The 17,920-nt window shown below is 45.0% G+C and carries 14 protein-coding genes; 5 read left to right on the forward strand and 9 right to left on the reverse strand.

What is annotated here, in order from left to right:
- Positions 1-78: 78 nt before the first annotated feature.
- From HRU80_07690 to HRU80_07715, 6 genes are all read right to left on the reverse strand, one after another.
- Positions 79-1,179, reverse strand: coding sequence for a 6-phosphofructokinase (locus tag HRU80_07690; GenBank protein ID QOJ28770.1), 1,101 nt, complete (start codon positions 1,177-1,179; stop codon positions 79-81).
- A gap of 138 nt (positions 1,180-1,317) precedes the next feature.
- Positions 1,318-2,427: a T9SS type A sorting domain-containing protein gene (locus HRU80_07695; GenBank protein QOJ28771.1), complete on the reverse strand. Its 1,110-nt coding sequence runs from the start codon at positions 2,425-2,427 to the stop codon at positions 1,318-1,320.
- A gap of 2 nt (positions 2,428-2,429) precedes the next feature.
- Complete coding sequence (locus HRU80_07700; GenBank protein QOJ28772.1) at positions 2,430-2,846, reverse strand: hypothetical protein; 417 nt, start codon at positions 2,844-2,846, stop codon at positions 2,430-2,432.
- A gap of 5 nt (positions 2,847-2,851) precedes the next feature.
- Entirely contained in the window at positions 2,852-5,305 is a 2,454-nt protein-coding gene (locus tag HRU80_07705; GenBank protein QOJ28773.1) for a HEAT repeat domain-containing protein, read from the reverse strand.
- Entirely contained in the window at positions 5,302-5,619 is a 318-nt protein-coding gene (locus tag HRU80_07710) for a DUF4286 family protein (GenBank protein ID QOJ28774.1), read from the reverse strand. The genes HRU80_07705 and HRU80_07710 overlap by 4 nt, the downstream gene beginning before the upstream one ends.
- Before the next feature lie 6 nt (positions 5,620-5,625).
- Positions 5,626-7,077: an SLC13/DASS family transporter gene (locus HRU80_07715; GenBank protein ID QOJ30487.1), complete on the reverse strand. Its 1,452-nt coding sequence runs from the start codon at positions 7,075-7,077 to the stop codon at positions 5,626-5,628.
- 216 nt (positions 7,078-7,293) lie between these two features.
- On the opposite strand from HRU80_07715, the gene HRU80_07720 reads away from it, so the two are divergent.
- The 3 genes from HRU80_07720 to coaD are packed head-to-tail and all read left to right on the forward strand — an operon-like array spanning position 7,294 to position 9,822.
- The gene (locus HRU80_07720; protein ID QOJ28775.1) at positions 7,294-7,824 is read left to right on the forward strand and encodes a type 1 glutamine amidotransferase; all 531 of its coding nucleotides are present in this window, start codon (positions 7,294-7,296) and stop codon (positions 7,822-7,824) included.
- A 7-nt stretch (positions 7,825-7,831) separates the two neighbouring features.
- Positions 7,832-9,331 carry a beta-propeller fold lactonase family protein gene (locus HRU80_07725; GenBank protein QOJ28776.1) on the forward strand — a complete coding sequence of 500 codons (1,500 nt, stop codon included), beginning with the start codon at positions 7,832-7,834 and terminating at the stop codon, positions 9,329-9,331.
- 5 nt (positions 9,332-9,336) lie between these two features.
- The gene (coaD, locus tag HRU80_07730) at positions 9,337-9,822 is read left to right on the forward strand and encodes a pantetheine-phosphate adenylyltransferase (GenBank protein ID QOJ28777.1); all 486 of its coding nucleotides are present in this window, start codon (positions 9,337-9,339) and stop codon (positions 9,820-9,822) included.
- Positions 9,823-10,176: 354 nt separating this feature from the next.
- On the opposite strand, the gene HRU80_07735 is transcribed toward coaD, so the two are convergent.
- From HRU80_07735 to ychF, 3 genes are all read right to left on the reverse strand, one after another.
- Positions 10,177-11,325 (reverse strand): pyridoxal phosphate-dependent aminotransferase, encoded by a 1,149-nt coding sequence (locus tag HRU80_07735; GenBank protein ID QOJ30488.1) that lies wholly within the window; start codon positions 11,323-11,325, stop codon positions 10,177-10,179.
- Positions 11,326-11,408: 83 nt separating this feature from the next.
- Complete coding sequence (gene typA / locus HRU80_07740) at positions 11,409-13,250, reverse strand: translational GTPase TypA (GenBank protein ID QOJ28778.1); 1,842 nt, start codon at positions 13,248-13,250, stop codon at positions 11,409-11,411.
- Positions 13,251-13,326: 76 nt separating this feature from the next.
- A complete protein-coding gene (gene ychF / locus HRU80_07745; protein QOJ28779.1) occupies positions 13,327-14,403 on the reverse strand; it encodes a redox-regulated ATPase YchF in 1,077 nt (358 codons plus the stop codon).
- Positions 14,404-14,732: 329 nt separating this feature from the next.
- Between ychF and glgC the strand changes: the two genes are divergently transcribed.
- On the forward strand, positions 14,733-15,974 hold the full coding sequence (gene glgC, locus HRU80_07750; protein QOJ28780.1) for a glucose-1-phosphate adenylyltransferase: 1,242 nt from the start codon (positions 14,733-14,735) through the stop codon (positions 15,972-15,974).
- A gap of 14 nt (positions 15,975-15,988) precedes the next feature.
- A complete protein-coding gene (locus tag HRU80_07755; protein QOJ28781.1) occupies positions 15,989-17,881 on the forward strand; it encodes an excinuclease ABC subunit C in 1,893 nt (630 codons plus the stop codon).
- Positions 17,882-17,920: the final 39 nt, after the last annotated feature.

Consider the following 17,920-nt stretch of genomic DNA (forward strand, 5'->3'; position numbering starts at 1 on the left):
TTTCTCATACAGAACCAAAATTTACAGCTTTTTTATTTTTCACACAACAAAAAAGTTAAATTTTGATAAAAACCGTGATTAATCTCCGAATCCGATACCGATTTGCCGGGCGGTAAGGAGCGTTTGGGAGTCCGGCTGAACCAGCTTCTGACGGGAGATAGCATCCTCAATGAGAACGTTTTTGATCTCATTTCCTTTGAGAGCGACCATTCTTCCGAACTTCTTTTTGAGTGCCAGCTGAATAGCATATGCGCCGAACTTGGTTGAAAGAATACGGTCGTAGGGAGTTGGGCTTCCTCCGCGCTGGGTATGTCCCAAAATGGTTACCCTTGTTTCACGACCGGTGTTTTCTTCTATTTTTTGAGCAACTACTTCACCGATGCCGCCGAGCTGTTTGGGATCGTGTCTTCTGATATCCGTGCCCTTGAGTACCATGGCGCCATCCTTTTCCCGGGCTCCTTCTGCAACGCAGACCAGTGAAAAACGCTTTCCGGATAGTTCACGCTCTTTTATTTTCTGATAAATCTTTTCGTAAGTGAAAGGAATTTCAGGAATCAGAATAATATCCGCACCGCCGGCAAGTCCTCCATTCAGGGCTATCCAGCCTGCGTATCTCCCCATCACTTCCACCACGATTACTCTGTGGTGAGAGGAGGCAGTGGTATGAAGCCGGTCAAGCGCCATAGATACAACATACACAGCCGAATCATGACCGAACGTGAGGTCGGTTGCTTCAAGGTCGTTATCAATCGTTTTTGGGACTCCCACGATATTCAGCCCCATTTTGCTGAGCTTATTACAGATGTGCATAGTACCATCTCCGCCTATTCCTATCAGGCAGTCAAGTTTCCACGCATGATAATGTTTTACGGCTGCTTCCGAGCGGTCATGGATGGAAATGACTCCGTTGGAGTCAGCTATTGGCCAGTGAAACGGGTCGCCCTTGTTCGAAGAACCGAGAATAGTACCGCCGATAGCGAGAATTCCGGATACGTCTGAGTTGCTCAGTTCCCGCGCTTTTCCCTCAACAAGACCTTCAAAACCGTCAATGATTCCGATAACCGTGATGCCGTTATCCAGCGCTGATTTTGTTACCCCTCTGATTACTGCGTTAAGTCCGGGGCAGTCACCGCCTCCGGTTAAAATACCTATCCTGGTGATCTTTTTATTAGGTTTCATCTTTCCTTCTTCATATCCACAAAAATTCAAGCCCCAAAAATACTAAAACAGGGGGGAAACCTGAAGAAGAATTATTCAGTTTTTTTATTTCCAGTTCTTAACTAATTTCACCGGTATTTCCCGGGAAAAGGAGACTCATTATTTCATCAACGTCAGTTTGAGTGAGGCTCTGTAGCCTTCTCCCTCAAGCCGGAGTATATATATGCCGGAAGCCAGACCCTGAAGCCGTATAACTTCCTGATGAGTGCCCTGCGCATAGATCCTCTGACCGATATCGGATATATATTCACCTGAGGATGAAAAGAGCCGGAGAGAATAACTGCCGGCACGGCTCAGAGTGAAGCGTACGGTGGTCTCCGGATTGAACGGATTAGGGAAATTTTGCAGAAGTTCAAATCCTGAAGGTTTGTCTCCGGTATGCTCCTCAACTCCCGTTACGATAATCTCCGGGATTGAAGTAATTTTTACTCCGGGAAGTGTAAAAGACGGCAGATTAAAAATTGAAAGATCAATGCCAGATGTCGGGATATGAGACTGTACAATCCATTTTTCCGGAGCAAACCAGATACTGTCTCTTATGGTAAGAATACCAACAGGAAGCACAAACGGGGGAACTCCGAGCAGGTAACTAAGCACAAAGGAGTTAACAAAACGCTTGGTCTGGAAGGTGCCGATTTCGGTAACCAGCTGAGCGTCTGCAATTCTTCTTCCGCGCAGTTCAAACCGCATCGGAAGGGTAATGGTATCAATGGTTATGGTTGTATCATACTGAAAATAGGTGTAGGTGGAGTTCACCGTATTATTAAACCGGTAGGCATTATACCATCCGTCAAAGGAAGCAAGCCGGCTGAGAAGTGAACCGATTCCGGTTCCCAGGATTGAATCGATACCGGTGGTGTCAATAGCTCCGAGCAAAGAAGTGAGCCCTGAAAATGATATATATGTTCTTCCGTTATTGCCGTCAAGATTGATATAACTTGTGTCAGTATAGGGCTGAAAGGGGACAGTCTCAAACAAGCCGTTTTTGCTGAGTACCACATTAGCAGCCAGCCCCTGATGGGTTGATGCCACTGCAAAGGAATCAATCCTGTATGTTGAAAGAGAATCCTGGGGATTGTTCAGAGTATCAACCGGTGTGGTTTTGAAATACCATTTTTGCCCTGGGGCTGAAGGAAAATAGAGCGATGCCTGAGCGTGCAGAATCGTCTGGGTTAATAAAATCGTAACAATAATGAGAAGGTTTTTCATAATCAGTTTGCTGCCATTAATTTGATATTTACATTTCCGGTAAAGTTCCTGAACTGCATTTCAATCCGGTCAATATTTGCATTGTCAATAACCCGCCTCACTGTTGCACGGTTATTATCAAGAATCTCAGTATACTGAAGTGACCCGAAAGGGTTATAGAGATTCACGGTAAGCGTTCCCCGTATATAATTTGAGTTGCTTATGTTAAGTATCGTCATTGATGAGTTAAGCCAGACGCTGTCAGAAACGTTCAGGTTCAGGTTTGCAGCATCAACGCGGAGGGAATACGACCGGTAATAGTTGTCCTTAACCGGTGTATTCAGCATACCCACGTTATCGCCCGGGGGAATAATTCCCTCTCTGCATCCTGCCAGGAGCAGGGCAGCCAGAGCAATGATTGTGCTGAACTTTCTGAACATGATACTTATTTTTTACTATTTCTAAGTTTCTCAAGAGCTTTTCCGACCGGCTCTTTTACGACGATTCTTCTTTCATTAGCCAGCAGGGAACTGATCTCATCCGCCATTGCGGTTATACCAAGCTCCGCTGCTACATTTGCGGCTTTTATCCTTGTGCGAAAATAAGGATTTTTCAGCCCTTCAGATATGATGCGTTTCACTTTTTCAGGATGCTTTTGATAATGCCTGGAAGCCCAGTCCAGAACTGTAATATCACCAAGATGCATATCTCCTGTAGCTATATTGTAATCGAGCGCTTTTACGGCGATATCAAAGAGCTCATCCTGCTCATAACCGGCCAGACCGCGGAATACACCTGAACGGACTGCGTCCAGATGGGAAACATTAAGTGCGTAACTTTTCAGAATCTGGTAATTGTCGTCAAATTTCAGTTTGCCGTAAGTTTCCAGAAGGCCTCCAAGAACATAGTGATTACATTCAGTGCTGAGCTTGTTTTTCAGCAGTCGCTGAACTTCCTCCCGCGCATCTGCAGGAGTCATTACTGCACCAAATGCACCGATGGCTTTTGCTGCCGCTTCTCTCACTCTGCCGTCCAGGTCATCTAGTCCGGAATAGAGAGCCCTGAGGGAGTAGATATTGTTAATTTTATCCAGTGAGAGAACAATTTCTTTCTTTACGAGAAAATTTGTCTCATTTTTAAGGGCGTAAGCAAGGGACGCTGTGCCCCTGTTATCAAATTTGTGCAGTTGCGATGCTGCATAAAGGCGGGCAGAGGCATCATCGGAATAAAGGAGGATATATACCAGTTCATCAAAACTATAGGATACTTCATACGTGCACAGTATTGCGGAATGTGAATTAAATGTTACCGCATCCGGTTTCAGTTTTGAAGGGATTTCAAATGAGGCAGAAGCCCCTTTTATATTCAGGGTAAATGGAAATGAACCTTCAGCGGTGAGAACTTCGCCAGGGAGGTTCATCACAAAGAATTGCTCAGAGGAACCAAACGAAGGGGTCTGATTCACCTTAATGCTGATCTTGCCTGTTGTTTCATTATAGGTATAGCTGATATTCAGTTCCGGATAACCGCTGCCATAGACCCACTGATCAAAGAATTTGTCCCAGTCAACATGAGAAACTTCCGGGAGTGCATCCTTGAACTGATCACTCACCACTGAGCCGTCACGGTATTTCTGTGTATAATCAGCAACGGCTTTATTATATTCATCCCTGCCGAGTTCATAACGGATCATATTCAGCACAGAAGCTCCCTTATCATACGCAACACCTCCGTTCAGATCGACGGGAATTTTTGCTTTTTTTGTGCTGTCATCGGCGGTTTTAATGTTGCCGAGCCACTGGTTAATATAATCACGCTGATTGCCAATGTGGGAGGCAATATATCCATCATAACCGAAATACTCTTCTTCCCAGAGTGTTGTGTAGTAGGTGGCAAAGCCCTCATTCAGCCAGATATGATTCCAGTCGCGGCAGGTTACCAGATCTCCGAACCACTGATGCACCAGTTCATGCGCAATCAGGCCGTCCGCGGAATAGTTTGGTTTAACGCAGTTATCATGATTAATTCTTCTGTTGAGAGTTGTAGCGGTGATATTTTCCATCCCTCCCCACTCGAAGTCCTGCACGGGTATCTGCGCATAACGCTTGTAGGGATAAGGAAGCAGCAGGCGGTTGTAAAAGCGGAGCATATGTGCGGTCCTGCCATATATATAAGAGGCGTTATCCTGATCCCAGTCCGGAGGGAAAAAATGTTCCAGACGGGTATTTTCCAATTCTTCCGTGATGACTGAATACTCCCCGACAATCACTGAAGTGAGATAGTTGGAGTAAGGTTTGTCCATTTTCCAGTGCCAGGTCATGCTGCCATTATTATCTTTTACCGTATCCTGCAGAATACCGTTGGAACTGGTTCTGAAATTCTGCGGAACAGTCAGAAAGATTTCTGAAGTCAGTTTGTCATCGGGGAGATCATAAGCCGGATACCAGAAACGGTTGTTGTTGGACTGTCCCTGAGTCCAGATCTGATAGGGCATGGTGTGGAATTCTGCCGTAGGGGAGAAAAAATACATGCCTCTCTCCGGGAGTGATATATACTCAATTGCAAGGGTGAGCGTATCCTGAGTGCTGTATTTTTTGTCAAGGGTTATGCTAAGAATTTCACCGTCTGACGAAAAAGTAAGCTTTTTTTTACCGAGCGTAACAGAACGGACGTCAGTGGTTTTACTGTGAAGGCGGAGAAGAGAAAAATTATTCTTAAGAGGCGTGAAGGTAAATTCAGACTTTCCGTTCACCTGTTTTTTTTCAAAATCAAATGAGAGGCGAAGGGTGATGTGAATCTGGTCATAATCCCTTGTGGTATGATCCAGTTTTGAGGAACTGGCGGATGCCAGGCCTGAAAGGGTGAATAACATCAAAAGAATAATGCCGGGAAACTTCAACAATCCTCCGTATACACTTGTTGTAAAATAGTTCTTTGTACTTTTGTTATTTCGGGAAAATTCCTTTTAAAATCATCTCTGAGAGCAGGGGCATAACTGCTGAAATACCTTTGCAGAACTGTCTCATCAGGGCAGACATAATCAGCCCGGTATTTCATATCAGCAGAACCTGAGTCTGCAATTTCTCTCATTAGCCGGGCGGAAAGAAAACACCCGGTCTGCAGAATCTGAGGTATTAGCACACGCTTCATCCATTCCGTCCACTGCTGCGCTAAAGCAGCGGGCACCTCTGTTGTGACGGAGTAAATGATCATCAATTGCTATTTTGGCAAAGCCCAGCCCGGTAAGGTACTGAGATCGATGTCAAAGATGATGATTCCAAGAAAGTATACAAAGATAGTAATTAACAGCGAAGCAAAAAGGTTCAAAAATGCCCCCGCTTTTGCCATTTCCGGGATTGTCACCCTGCCTGAGCCAAAAATGACTGAATTTGGCGGAGTAGCTGCCGGAAGCATAAAAGCCATTGATGCTGAAAGAGTTCCTGTAATCATCAGAAGAAGGGGATTAATTCCTGCCGCAACGGAGAAAGCTGCCAGTATGGGGAGAACCATTTCGGTAGTTGCCGTATTTGAGGTAAGTTCTGTTAGCATGGAAATTGCCACAGCAATTACAAAAGTAATCAGAAGTGGATGAAGCCCTCCGATACCGCTTAACTGGCTGCCGATATGGGTTGATAATCCGGAAATAACAAATCCTTTTGCGAGTGCAAATCCGCCGCCGAAAAGCAGAATAATATCCCAGGGAACTTTACGGAATACATCCCCTCCGAGAATCCTTTCCCCATTGTTACGGGCCGGAATGATAAAGAGAAGCAGTGCGGTAAATATTGCAACCGTGCCGTCATTAAAAAAGGCAGATTTCGGAAAGATACCAGACCACCCCGGCAGGATGAAGAAGCCGAGATTAAGATCTGCACGGGTCATCCATAAGATTGCGGTTGCCAAGAATACTATTCCAACCGCTTTTTCTTCAAAAGCAGCCCGGCCGAGTTTATGCAATTCCTCTTTAATCTGTGATTTTCCGATTGTGGCTGATCTCCCGACTTTGAAGAGAATTCTTGTCAGCATAAACCAGGTAAATGTCAGCAGAATAACAGCAATCGGAAACGCAAGAAGAAACCAGTTGCCAAAATTAACCTCGGGCGCTTCAGGAAAGATAATCGAAAGAATTCTCGTAAAGGAGATATTTGGGGGAGTTCCGATCAGGGTCGCCGTTCCTCCGATAGATGCGGAGTAAGCAATTCCCAGCAATAAAGGGAGAGCAAAGGCTTTTGTATTATCCCCGCCGGTTAACTCCTCCTGTTTGCTGATGATGGAAAGTCCTATTGGCAGCATCATAACGGCTGTCGCCGTATTGGACATCCACATGGAAAGGAATGCAGTGGCAAGCATGAAACCAAGTATCAGACCGCTTGGTTTTGATCCAACAACAGAGATGATGCTGAGGGCTATACGCCGGTGAAGATTCCATCGCTCCATGGCAAGTGCTATCATGAAGCCGCCAAGATAGAGGAAGATGGTTGAGTTGATATAGGATTCTGCGGTTTTATCGCCGCTGTCGATACCGAAAATGGGAAAGAGCACTACTGGAAAAAGGGAGGTGACTGCCAGTGGGAGTGCTTCAGTAATCCAGAGAATAGCCATCAGAGAGGCAACTGCCCCCATTGCATTTATGTGCTGCCCTTCGTTCCCCTCCGGAAGGAAATAGTACATAAATACAGAGACTGCGGCAGCCGAAATAATGCTGAGGGTTTTCTTTGTATGATTCCTGGTCAATAATATTCACTAAAATTTGAAACAAACAGTAAAATAAGATTTTCTTAAATTAAATCTGATAAATATTTCTTGTTTAAGAGTACCGTATGGCCGGATAAGCGATGGTACAATGACGCGAATGAGAAAACCCGAAATAGTTTATGAGGAGCGAAAATGAAAAATATATCGGAAATGAAGATTCTGATGTTTGTAGATGATGTGTATGAGGATCTGGAATTGTGGTATCCTAAACTGCGTATGGAGGAAGCCGGGGCAAAAGTTTCAGTAGCAGGCCCTGATGTTTCAAAGGTATATAGCGGTAAACATGGTTATCCCTGCAAGGCAGATATCGCGATCAGCAAGCTGAATTCTCATGATTTTGATGCCCTGATAATCCCCGGAGGATTTGCTCCTGACAAACTTCGCCGCGATCCCAGGATTCTGCAGGTCACCTATGAAATGTTCAGTCAGGGTAAACTGGTGGCGCACATCTGTCATGCGGGCTGGATACCTATTTCAGCCAAAATCATGAAAGGATTCCGCTGTACCTCAACTCCGGGAATCAAGGATGATCTAATTAATGCCGGGGCGGAATGGATAGACGCACCGGTTGTGGTTGATAGGAATATGATTTCCTCCCGCAGGCCTGATGATCTGCCTAAATTCTGCGAAGCTATTATTACTTATTTAACCAGCAATGATTAAAAAATTGATGAAAAACCATAGATATATATTCCTGTACATATTACTCATTACAGCTCTGATAAGCAGCGGCTGTTCTGAAGATCATGGTCACAATTCAGACCCGATTGATGCAAACAATAACGGATTTGAGAGCCGGGCGGTTGCTGAAGTTTTTGTAACAAACTGTGCCTTAAGCGGGTGCCACGCGGGGGCTTCACCACAGGGGGGGATATCGTTTGAGACTTATGATAAAATGATTGCCGGTTCTCAGGGGAGGGATACAACCTCCGGCGGGGGGCACGGCCACGGAAAGCGGCTTGGTATATATCAGGGTGAGGGGGTTTATGGCGGTGAAGCGGTGGTGCCGTTCAGCCCTGAGGAGAGTCTGGTTTACCGTCTGATTACCGGCAATGTTGCTGATTCTACAAGGCACATGCCCTATAACAAGAACCCCCTCTCTGAAACACAGATTCAGACTGTGCGCAACTGGATACTGAACGGTGCGAGGAATCATCACCGGGAGGTGCCGTTTTCAAATCCTTCGGTCAGGGCGTATATATGCAGCCAGGGGAGCAATCAGATTTATGTTATTGATGGTGATAAAAAAATGATCTCCCGTGTTGTTGAACTGGGATCCGGAACGCAGATTGCTCCGCATAACGTCAAAGTTTTCGGCGATTATTATTACGTAACGCAGATCCGGGCCGGTAAACTGGTTAAATACCGTATTGCGGATAATTCAGTTGCTGCGGAACTGACCGGGCTGGATGTCCCCGGAATGGTTGAACTTTCTTCTGACGGATCGAAAGCATTTGTATCAAAATCATCAACCGCTTCGGGTTCTTATAACAGCATTTACGTTATTAATACTGCAACCATGCAACTTGTTAATGAACTTGCCATACCGGTTTCAGGCATACCGCACGGCATTGCACTTAATTCTGATGCCACTAAACTGTATGTAGCAAACATGACAAAGGACAGGATAACGGTTCTGAACACTGCAACGGGTGATCCGGTAATTGATGACATTGTGATGTCTTCCGGAACGGCAACGGTCCATGAACCGATGCATATCTATGTTTCGCCGGATGATAAGTATCTGTATGTCTCTTGCCGGAAATCTGACAAACTTCTTGTTTATGATGCTGGTACTGGTAGTCTTCTGAAGGATATACAGTTTAACTCCCACCCGATGCAGATATCCATTATGCCAAACGGAAGCCGGCTATATGTAAATCTGATGCACTCAGCTCAGATTGCAGTTATAAACTTCAGCGGAACAGACTGGTCTGTGTCACAGTATATAACCTATCCGAATTTCAGCATGCTGTATGGTTCCGCACTCAGCGCGGACGGGAAATATCTTTTTGTGACCAGCTGTAATGAGATGAACGCCTATAAGCCGAGGTACGCAGTTAAAGGACGCAATCAGCCGTCAAATCTTGGAATCATAGAAACAGCTACAAATGAGGTGGTCAGAGTTCTTGATCTTGGTTCATACGCAACAGGAATAGCAGCGAGATAACAATCATGAGTAAAAAAAGAATTGCATTATATCCCGGAACATTTGACCCGGTAACCATGGGGCATATAGACATTATTAAGCGTGCCTGTATGCTCTTTGACGGTGTGAGAGTGACAGTGGCGATTAATCCTTCAAAAAATCCGATGTTCAGTATTGAAGAGCGGATGCATTTTCTGCGAGAGAGTGTAAAAGAGATCGGAAATATTGAGGTAGATTCTTTCACCGGTCTGGTGGTCGATCTTGCCCGTAATACCGGAGCCGTTGCCATCATCCGTGGACTCAGGGCAGTGAGTGATTTTGAATATGAATTCCAGATGGCGCTGATGAACCGGAAACTTGCGGAGGATATCACCACCGTCTTCCTGATGCCGCATGAAAAATATACCTATCTGAATTCATCCATCATCCGGTCGCTCGCGCAGTTTAACGCTGATGTGGCAGAGTTTGTGCCTCCGGTGGTGGCAGAGGCGCTGAAAGCAAAGAGCAGGTAGGAGGTTGTAGTTTGTAATACAGGGGGAGATAAAAAGAATTGCGGATCAGTGGTTTAATATGAGGCAGCGATGCGGCTAATCATTTTTTTTGGCTTCCTATAGACAGGTAACCGCATTGTTACTCAAAAATGAGTTCTTTTGGTGATGTAAATAATAACCTGCAAATCCGCGGCTTTTTGAATCATTTGTTGCTGGTTCTGTCTTAAAAGAACGCTGCAACACAGTTCATATGTTCATTTCATTGTGTTTCAATTAACGGGTCACCGCTTAACTGCATATGAATTGAAGTTCAGGTTATTTGGAATTCATGCCCGATCGGGGTAAATGAAATTCTTACTTCAAGCCTGATAATTCCTATACCAATTTTGCGACTGCGGCTTTGATTCTTCTGACGGCATCTTCAAGCTGTGCCATAGAGGTGGCATAGGAAAAGCGTATATATCCGTCTGAACCGAACGGGGAGCCGGCTACCGCCGCAATGCGGGCTTCTTCAAGGAGGAACATGGAGAAATCCATGGAGTCCTTAATCACTTTGCCGTTAAAAGATTTTCCAAAGAAAGACTTTATTCCCGGAAAGAGGTAAAAAGCTCCTTCGGGTTTGTAGCAGGTAAATCCGGGGATTTTGGTTATTTCATCGTAGAGATAATTTCTTCTCTTCTCAAACTCGACACGCATCTTTTCAACTTCGGACTGGTCACCGAGCAGCGCTTCTATGGTAGCATACTGGCTGATTGCGGAAGGACCTGATGTGCTGTTGCTCTGGATTTTATCCATTGCCTGAATCACTTCTTTGGGTCCCGCGGTATATCCTATTCTCCAGCCGGTCATTGCGTAGGATTTTGAGACTCCGTTGACCAGTATAATCTGTGACTTCAGGTCAGGAGCCACAGCCGGGAAACTGACAAATTTAAAGTCATCAAACACCAGCTTTTCGTAGATTTCATCGGAGAGGACATAGAAGTTATGTTTTTTCACCACATCAGCGATTGATTTCAGCCATTTCTCATCAAACGATCCTCCGGTCGGGTTGGAAGGATTACAGAGTATGAGCATTCTGGTTTTTGGGGTTATCACCGCTTCAAGTTCTTCAGCAGTAATGCGGAATCCGTTTTCTTCTTTGGTCTGAGGGAAGACACATACCCCGCCTGACAAGGATACCATGTCAGGATAAGAGACCCAATATGGGGCGGGAATGATTACCTCATCACCTTCGTTAACTGTTGCCATTACTGCATTAAAGATACTCTGTTTGCAGCCGCTTGAAACAATGATTTCAGAAGGATCATAATCCAGCCCGTTTTCATTTTTCAGTTTGGTGCTGATGGCTTTACGAAGTTCCATAGTGCCGGGATTAAGAGTATACCTTGTATGCCCCTCAGCCAGTCCCCGCACGGCAGCATCTTTCACATTCTGCGGTGTTGGGAAGTCAGGTTCACCAAGACTCAGGTCAATAACGTCAATACCCTGTGCCTTCAGTTCTTTTGCCTTGCCGGCAACTTTCATGGTGGGTGATACCTGGATTTTACTGGCTCTTTTCGAAATCACGGCGTTTTCCTTTTTGTATATACGGTTACGTGAAATTTATTTTATAACTGCTGAAGTTCTTCAGCACGTTTCTGGCTGAGTCTGGCATTTTTCTTGTCCATCTCAGTCAGATAGCGTTTCCTGATTCTTATATTCTGCGGAGTAATCTCAACGAATTCATCATCGGTAATCCACTCAATTGCCTGTTCAAGGGTTAACTGGCGCGGCGGTTCAATGCGGATTGCCTCATCAGCACCGGATGCACGCATATTGGTAAGCTGCTTGGTTTTGCAGACATTTACCTTCATATCGTTTTCACGGCTGTTTTCTCCGATGACCATTCCTTCATATACCCGGATGCCCGGTTCAATAAAAAATACTGTCCGCTCCTGCAATTTAAACATTGCATAAGCAGAAGCAATACCTTCTTCCTGGCTGACCAGTGCTCCGCGCAGGCGCTGCTGAATTTCTCCTCTGAAGGGCTCATAGCCATGGAAATTGTGATGCAAAATTCCGGTACCGCGTGTATCAGTCATAAATTCCGAACGGTATCCGATAAGTCCGCGGGCAGGAACCACAAATTCGATTCTGGTATTATCCTGCAATGTAATCATGTTCTTCATTTCCCCTTTTCGCTTTCCGAGTTTTTCTATAACGATTCCAACAAACTCTTCCGGCACGTCAATAATCACATGTTCAACCGGTTCGCAGATCACATCACTGATTTTCTTGAGGATAACTTCCGGTTTGCTCACCATCAGCTCGAATCCTTCACGGCGCATATTCTCAAGCAGGATACCGAGGTGCAGTTCACCTCTTCCGCTTACTTTAAAGACATCGGCAGATTCGGTAATTTCCACACGAAGCCCGACGTTAGTTTTTAGTTCTTTTGAAAGACGTTCGCCGAGATTACGTGTCGTAACGAATTTACCCTCCTGTCCTGCAAAAGGGGAGTTATTTACAATAAAATTCATTGATATACGCGGCTCTTCGATGGCAACAGAGGGAAGCGCCTCTGGTTTAAGGGGACTGGCAAGGGTATCACCGATATCAATATCTTCCATACCTGCTACTGCAACGATATCGCCCGCAAATGCTTCAGTGGTTTCCACGCGCTTAATGTTATCATATACATAAAGTTTGGTAATCCGCACTTTTTGCTGGCTGCCTTCCCGAGGTATCAGAATTGTGTCATCACCAACTTTCACTTTGCCATAGTGAAGTTTTCCGATACCGATTCTTCCCAGATAATCATTATAATCAATTGCCGAAATAAGCATTCTGAATGGTTCGGATTCCTCAACCAGAGGAGCAGGAATCTTTTCAAGGATGATATCAAGCAAGGGAATAAGATTCTCTGACGGATCAGTCAGGTTAAGTTTTGCAATGCCCTGTTTCGCAATGGCATAGACAAAGGGGAAATCTAGCTGCTCATCATTAGCGCCAAGTGAAACGAAAAGGTCAAAAACTTCATTCAGAACTTCATCAGGGCGGGCATCATGACGGTCAATTTTATTAATGACCACAATCGGCTTGAGACCAAGATCGAGTGATTTCTTTAACACAAATTTTGTCTGAGGCAGCGGGCCTTCTGCAGCATCAACCAGAAGCAGAACACCGTCAACCATTTTGAGGGTACGCTCTACCTCACCGCCAAAATCTGCGTGTCCCGGGGTATCAACTATGTTAATTTTAAAATCTTTATAATGCACACTGAGGTTTTTGGCAAGGATGGTAATTCCGCGTTCCTTTTCAATATCGTTTGAATCCATAATCCTTTTTTCAACCTGCTGGTTTTCCCTGAAGGCGCCGGTCTGTTTAAGGATATGGTCAACCAGTGTGGTTTTGCCATGGTCAACGTGGGCGATGATTGCAATGTTTCTTATCTTGTTTTTATGACTCACTCTGAGCTTTCTTCGTTTCTAATTAAATCTTTGTATATATATGCCGGGATCTTTTCATCGGTGCTGTATGCGTTTATCAGCCGCTGTGACGGATATTGAGGATGTCTCCATCCTTTACAATGTATTCTTTGCCTTCAAGGCGCCAGACTCCGGCCTCCTTGCATTTTGCGAAAGTCTGGAATTTAAGAAGGTCTTCATAATGAACCACTTCCGCGCGGATAAACTTTGCGTAAAAATCTGTATGGATAACTCCTGCCGCATCCTGCGCGGTGTCGTTTACCTTAATGGTCCAGGCACGGCACTCATCCTCACCCACGGTAAAGAATGACTGCAGCCCCAGCAGTTCATAAGAACGGCGGATGATTCTGGAAAGCGCTGACTCGGTAATGCCCATATCTTCCATGAATACGGAAGCTTCTTCTTCAGATAAATTTGCCAGTTCAAGTTCAAACTGGGCGAAGAAGGGGATAACAATCAACTGGGATTTTTCGAACCGGGTGTTTATTGATGCAACCAGTTCATCGGCTTTGTCTTTGGAGTTTTCATCAAGGTTTAGTCCGATGATTAATGGCTTAATGGTAAGAAACTGATACCCTGAGATTACTTTCCTTTCATTCTCATCCAGTTCAAGAAGGCGGAGAGGCACTTCATTGGAGATATGATCCATCAGTTTTTTGAAGACCGGAAGCTCACGGACAAGCTGATCGCTTTTTGATTTCTGAACATCCTTCTCAATTTTCTGGAGGCGGTTTTCTATCATCGCCATGTCATTCAGAAGAAATTCAGTTTCAAGGAATTCGATATCCCTGACCGGGTCAATAGAGTCTTCCGGATGAGGAACCGCGTCATTCTGAAACTGGCGCACCACATGAAGCAGTGCATCGTTATTCTTTACTTTATTCAGGAAGTCGGAAGTGATCTTCACTTTTCCGGTATCTGCAACCTGAAGACCGGGGATGTCAATGAACTCAAGAATAGCGTTCACTTTTTTCTGGGGATTAAACATCTCCGTCAGGAGATCAAGCCGTTTATCAGGGACGCGAACTACGCCTCTTGAGCCGTCTGCCTTCGGCGTATCGGTTACCTGTCCGGTTAGTGTCTGAAAAAGGGTGGTCTTTCCGCTGTTTTGGAGTCCTACTATACCTATCTGCATCGCACGAAAAAAAATTTAAAACACAAATTTACGAAAAAAAGGGCTCAGAATCTATTGAAAACCCCGGCTTACACCCCTGAAGATGAAGCAATAACAGTAATTTAACATAGGAGAAACCGGATATGGTACAGTTAAAATCCGGCGTGAAGGGATATAATCTTCAACTGCGGCTGCAAGTCAGGCAGACCGGATAATTAATCATCAGTATAGAACTTTTTCTTAAAATAAGCGTACTAAACAGCAGTAAATGCTTCATTTTCACAATATTTTTATGTTAATTTGCATAAAGCATCTTCAGGCAAATTAGGACTAAATTCCGGAGTTACAGTATGATATTTCCAGGTTCCGCGATCCTCAGAGACACTATTACCATGATCCTTGCCGGAGGGCAGGGGGAAAGGCTTTATCCGTTAACCGCCTACAGAAGTAAGCCGGCCGTGCCGTTCGGCGGCAAATACCGCATCATTGACTTCGCCCTTTCCAATTGTCTGAACTCCGGACTGAGGAGGATTTATATCCTGGTTCAGTATAAGTCAGACTCACTTAATCAGCATATCTATGAGGCCTGGAGCATTTTTAACCCGGAACTGGGTGAATTTGTCTTTACCGTACCACCGCAGAGAAAAATCAACGGTGACTGGTATCTCGGCACCGCGAACGCAATTTACCAGAACATGAACCTCTTTTCATCTGACCGGAAGTGTAAATGGGTCCTGCTCCTCAGCGGTGACCATATATACAAAATGGACTATCTGAAAATGCTGCAGAACCATATTGACCGCAAGGCTGATCTTTCCCTTGCAAGTATAAATGTTCCCGTGGATGAAGCCAGCCGGTTCGGCATTGTAGGCATTGATCCTAATAATAAGGTAAGTGAGTTTATTGAGAAACCGGAAAATCCCCCCGAAGATCCGAACAACCCGGGGCAGTCTCTGGTGAATATGGGCATATATATCTTTAACACTAGTGTACTGAGGGACGTGCTGAACGATATGGTATCCAAGAAAATCAAGAATCATGATTTTGGCCAGGATGTAATCCCATACATGATTAAAAACGGCATGGATGTGTATGCCTATAACTTCGTGGATGAAAACAAGAAGACGAAGCCCTACTGGAAGGATATCGGGACCATTGAATCCTATTATGATGCCACCATGGATCTGATATCGGTTGTTCCAGAATTCAACTTGTATGATTATGACTGGCCGATACGCACGTATCAGAATCAGTATCCTCCGGCAAAAACCGTGTCACACGAAGGAGACAGAATAGGCCGTACACTCAACTCGATGCTGTGCGACGGAACTGTTGTATCAGGCGGTCTGGTTGAGCGCTCAATTATTGGTGCCAATGTGAGAGTGAACTCCTACTCATATATAACCGATTCCATCATCATGAACAGCTGCAATATTGGCCGCCGTGTTAAAATACGCCGTGCCATCATTGATAAGAATGTAGTGATTCCGGAAGGAACCGAAATTGGTTTTGATCCGGTAGAAGACCGGAAGAAATTTACTGTGTCCGAATCCGGAATTGTGGTTATACCCAAGAACTACGTATTCAGGTAAAACAGCCGGCGGGCATGCATCCGGATCTTCAGACAAAGCTTGAGAATCTTCCTGATAACCCGGGTGTCTATCAGTTTTTTGACGAGGCAGGCAAGTACCTTTATATAGGCAAGGCGAAAAACCTTAAGAACCGGGTACGCTCCTATTTCCAGAAGGGGGATCACTCCGTGAGGATCGGGCTGATGGTGAAGAAAATTCACGATCTGCAGTTAGTGATCACTGATTCTGAAATTGAGGCGCTGGTCCTTGAAAACAATTTCATAAAGCAGTATAAGCCCCGCTATAACATCCTGCTGAAGGATGACAAATCATTCCCGTATATACGCATTACCAACGAACTATTTCCGAGGATATTTCCCACCCGCCGGATAATCCGCGACGGATCCAGGTATTACGGACCGTATACGGAAGTCCGTGCGATGCGTTCGGCACTAAGGATGATAACTCAGGTGTTCAGGATACGGAGCTGCAGGCTTCAGATAGATGAACAGAGCATAGAAAAAAAGAAGTTTAAGGTTTGTCTGGATTATCATATCAAGAAGTGCGACGGTCCCTGCGAAGGACTAATCTCATCTGCTGATTATAAAAAGATGGCAGATCAGGTTGGCAAGCTCCTCTCAGGCAAGACTTCCGATCTGATAAAAGAACTGAAGCAGGAAATGAATGCTGCAGCGGCAGATCTCCGGTTTGAGTTTGCTGCTGAGATCAGGGATAAAATAGACAAACTTGAAACCATTTCAGAAAAGCAGAAAATCATCAGCAGCGATGAGGAGGACAGGGATGTAATAGGAGTTGCATTTGAGGGGAAAGATGCAACATGCACCATCTTTAATCTCCGAGGCGGTAAACTGATAGGTAAAAAACAGCTGCGTCTTTCCATAAGTGATGACAGCACTGAAGCGGATATCTATGCATCGGTGATAAAGCAGTTTTACGCAGAAATGGTTGAGATACCTGATGAAATACTGCTTGCTGCAGAACCGCCGGAGACTGAACTGATCCTTGAATGGCTCAGAAAAAAAGCTGAGAAAAAAGTAACATTTCATTATCCGAAGCGGGGAGATCTCAGTTCGCTGCTTAAGCTCTGCAAAGAAAATGCTCTTCTGCAGCTCAAGGATATTCAGCTGCAGAGAATGAAGAAAGAGGGGAATCTTCCTTATCCGGTCAAAGCGTTACAGCGGGATCTCCGGCTGAAACATCTGCCACGCAAGATTGAGTGTTTTGATATCTCTAACCTTCAGGGGACTGACACTGTTGCGAGCATGGTGGTCTTTTCTGACGGTAAGCCAAAGAAAAGTCTTTACAGGAAATTTATAATCCGCAGTACTGAAGGGGAGCCTGATGATTTTGCTAGTATGTTTGAAGTAATAAGCCGGCGGTATAAACGTTTGAAAGAAGAAGGGGGTAAACTTCCGGATTTAATTATGGTTGACGGAGGCAAAGGGCAGCTTTCAAGTGCTGTGCAGGCACTGAACAAACTGGGGTATGAGAATTATGCAATTATCGGACTTGCAAAGCGGCTTGAGGAGGTTTTCTTCCCCGGACAGTCTGAACCGGAAAACATTCCCAAAGTATCATCCGGGCTTAAACTGCTGCAGCAGGTCAGGGATGAAGCGCACCGTTTTGCAATCACTTTCCATCGTGAGCGCAGGAGCAAAAGAACATTTACCTCGGAACTGAATGAAATTAAAGGAATCGGGGATGTTGTTGCCGCAAAACTGCTCACCCATTTTGGAAGCATCAGGGCAATAAGAACTGCCGGAATGGATACCCTTACGCCGGTTGTCGGGGAAAAGAGGGCCAACCTGATTGTCCGCTATTATAATGAGCATCCTGAACTGCTTGCTGAGGATGAATCAGAGCAGCCGGATGAAACGGGGTTGGCTGAACTTCCTCCCGGAGAGTAAGCCAAAAAAGTGATATATTTTATTTTGTGTTTATTTACA

The sequence above is a fragment of the Ignavibacteriales bacterium genome (assembly GCA_015709675.1).
Classification (GTDB): Bacteria; Bacteroidota; Ignavibacteria; order Ignavibacteriales; family Ignavibacteriaceae; genus H2-BAC3.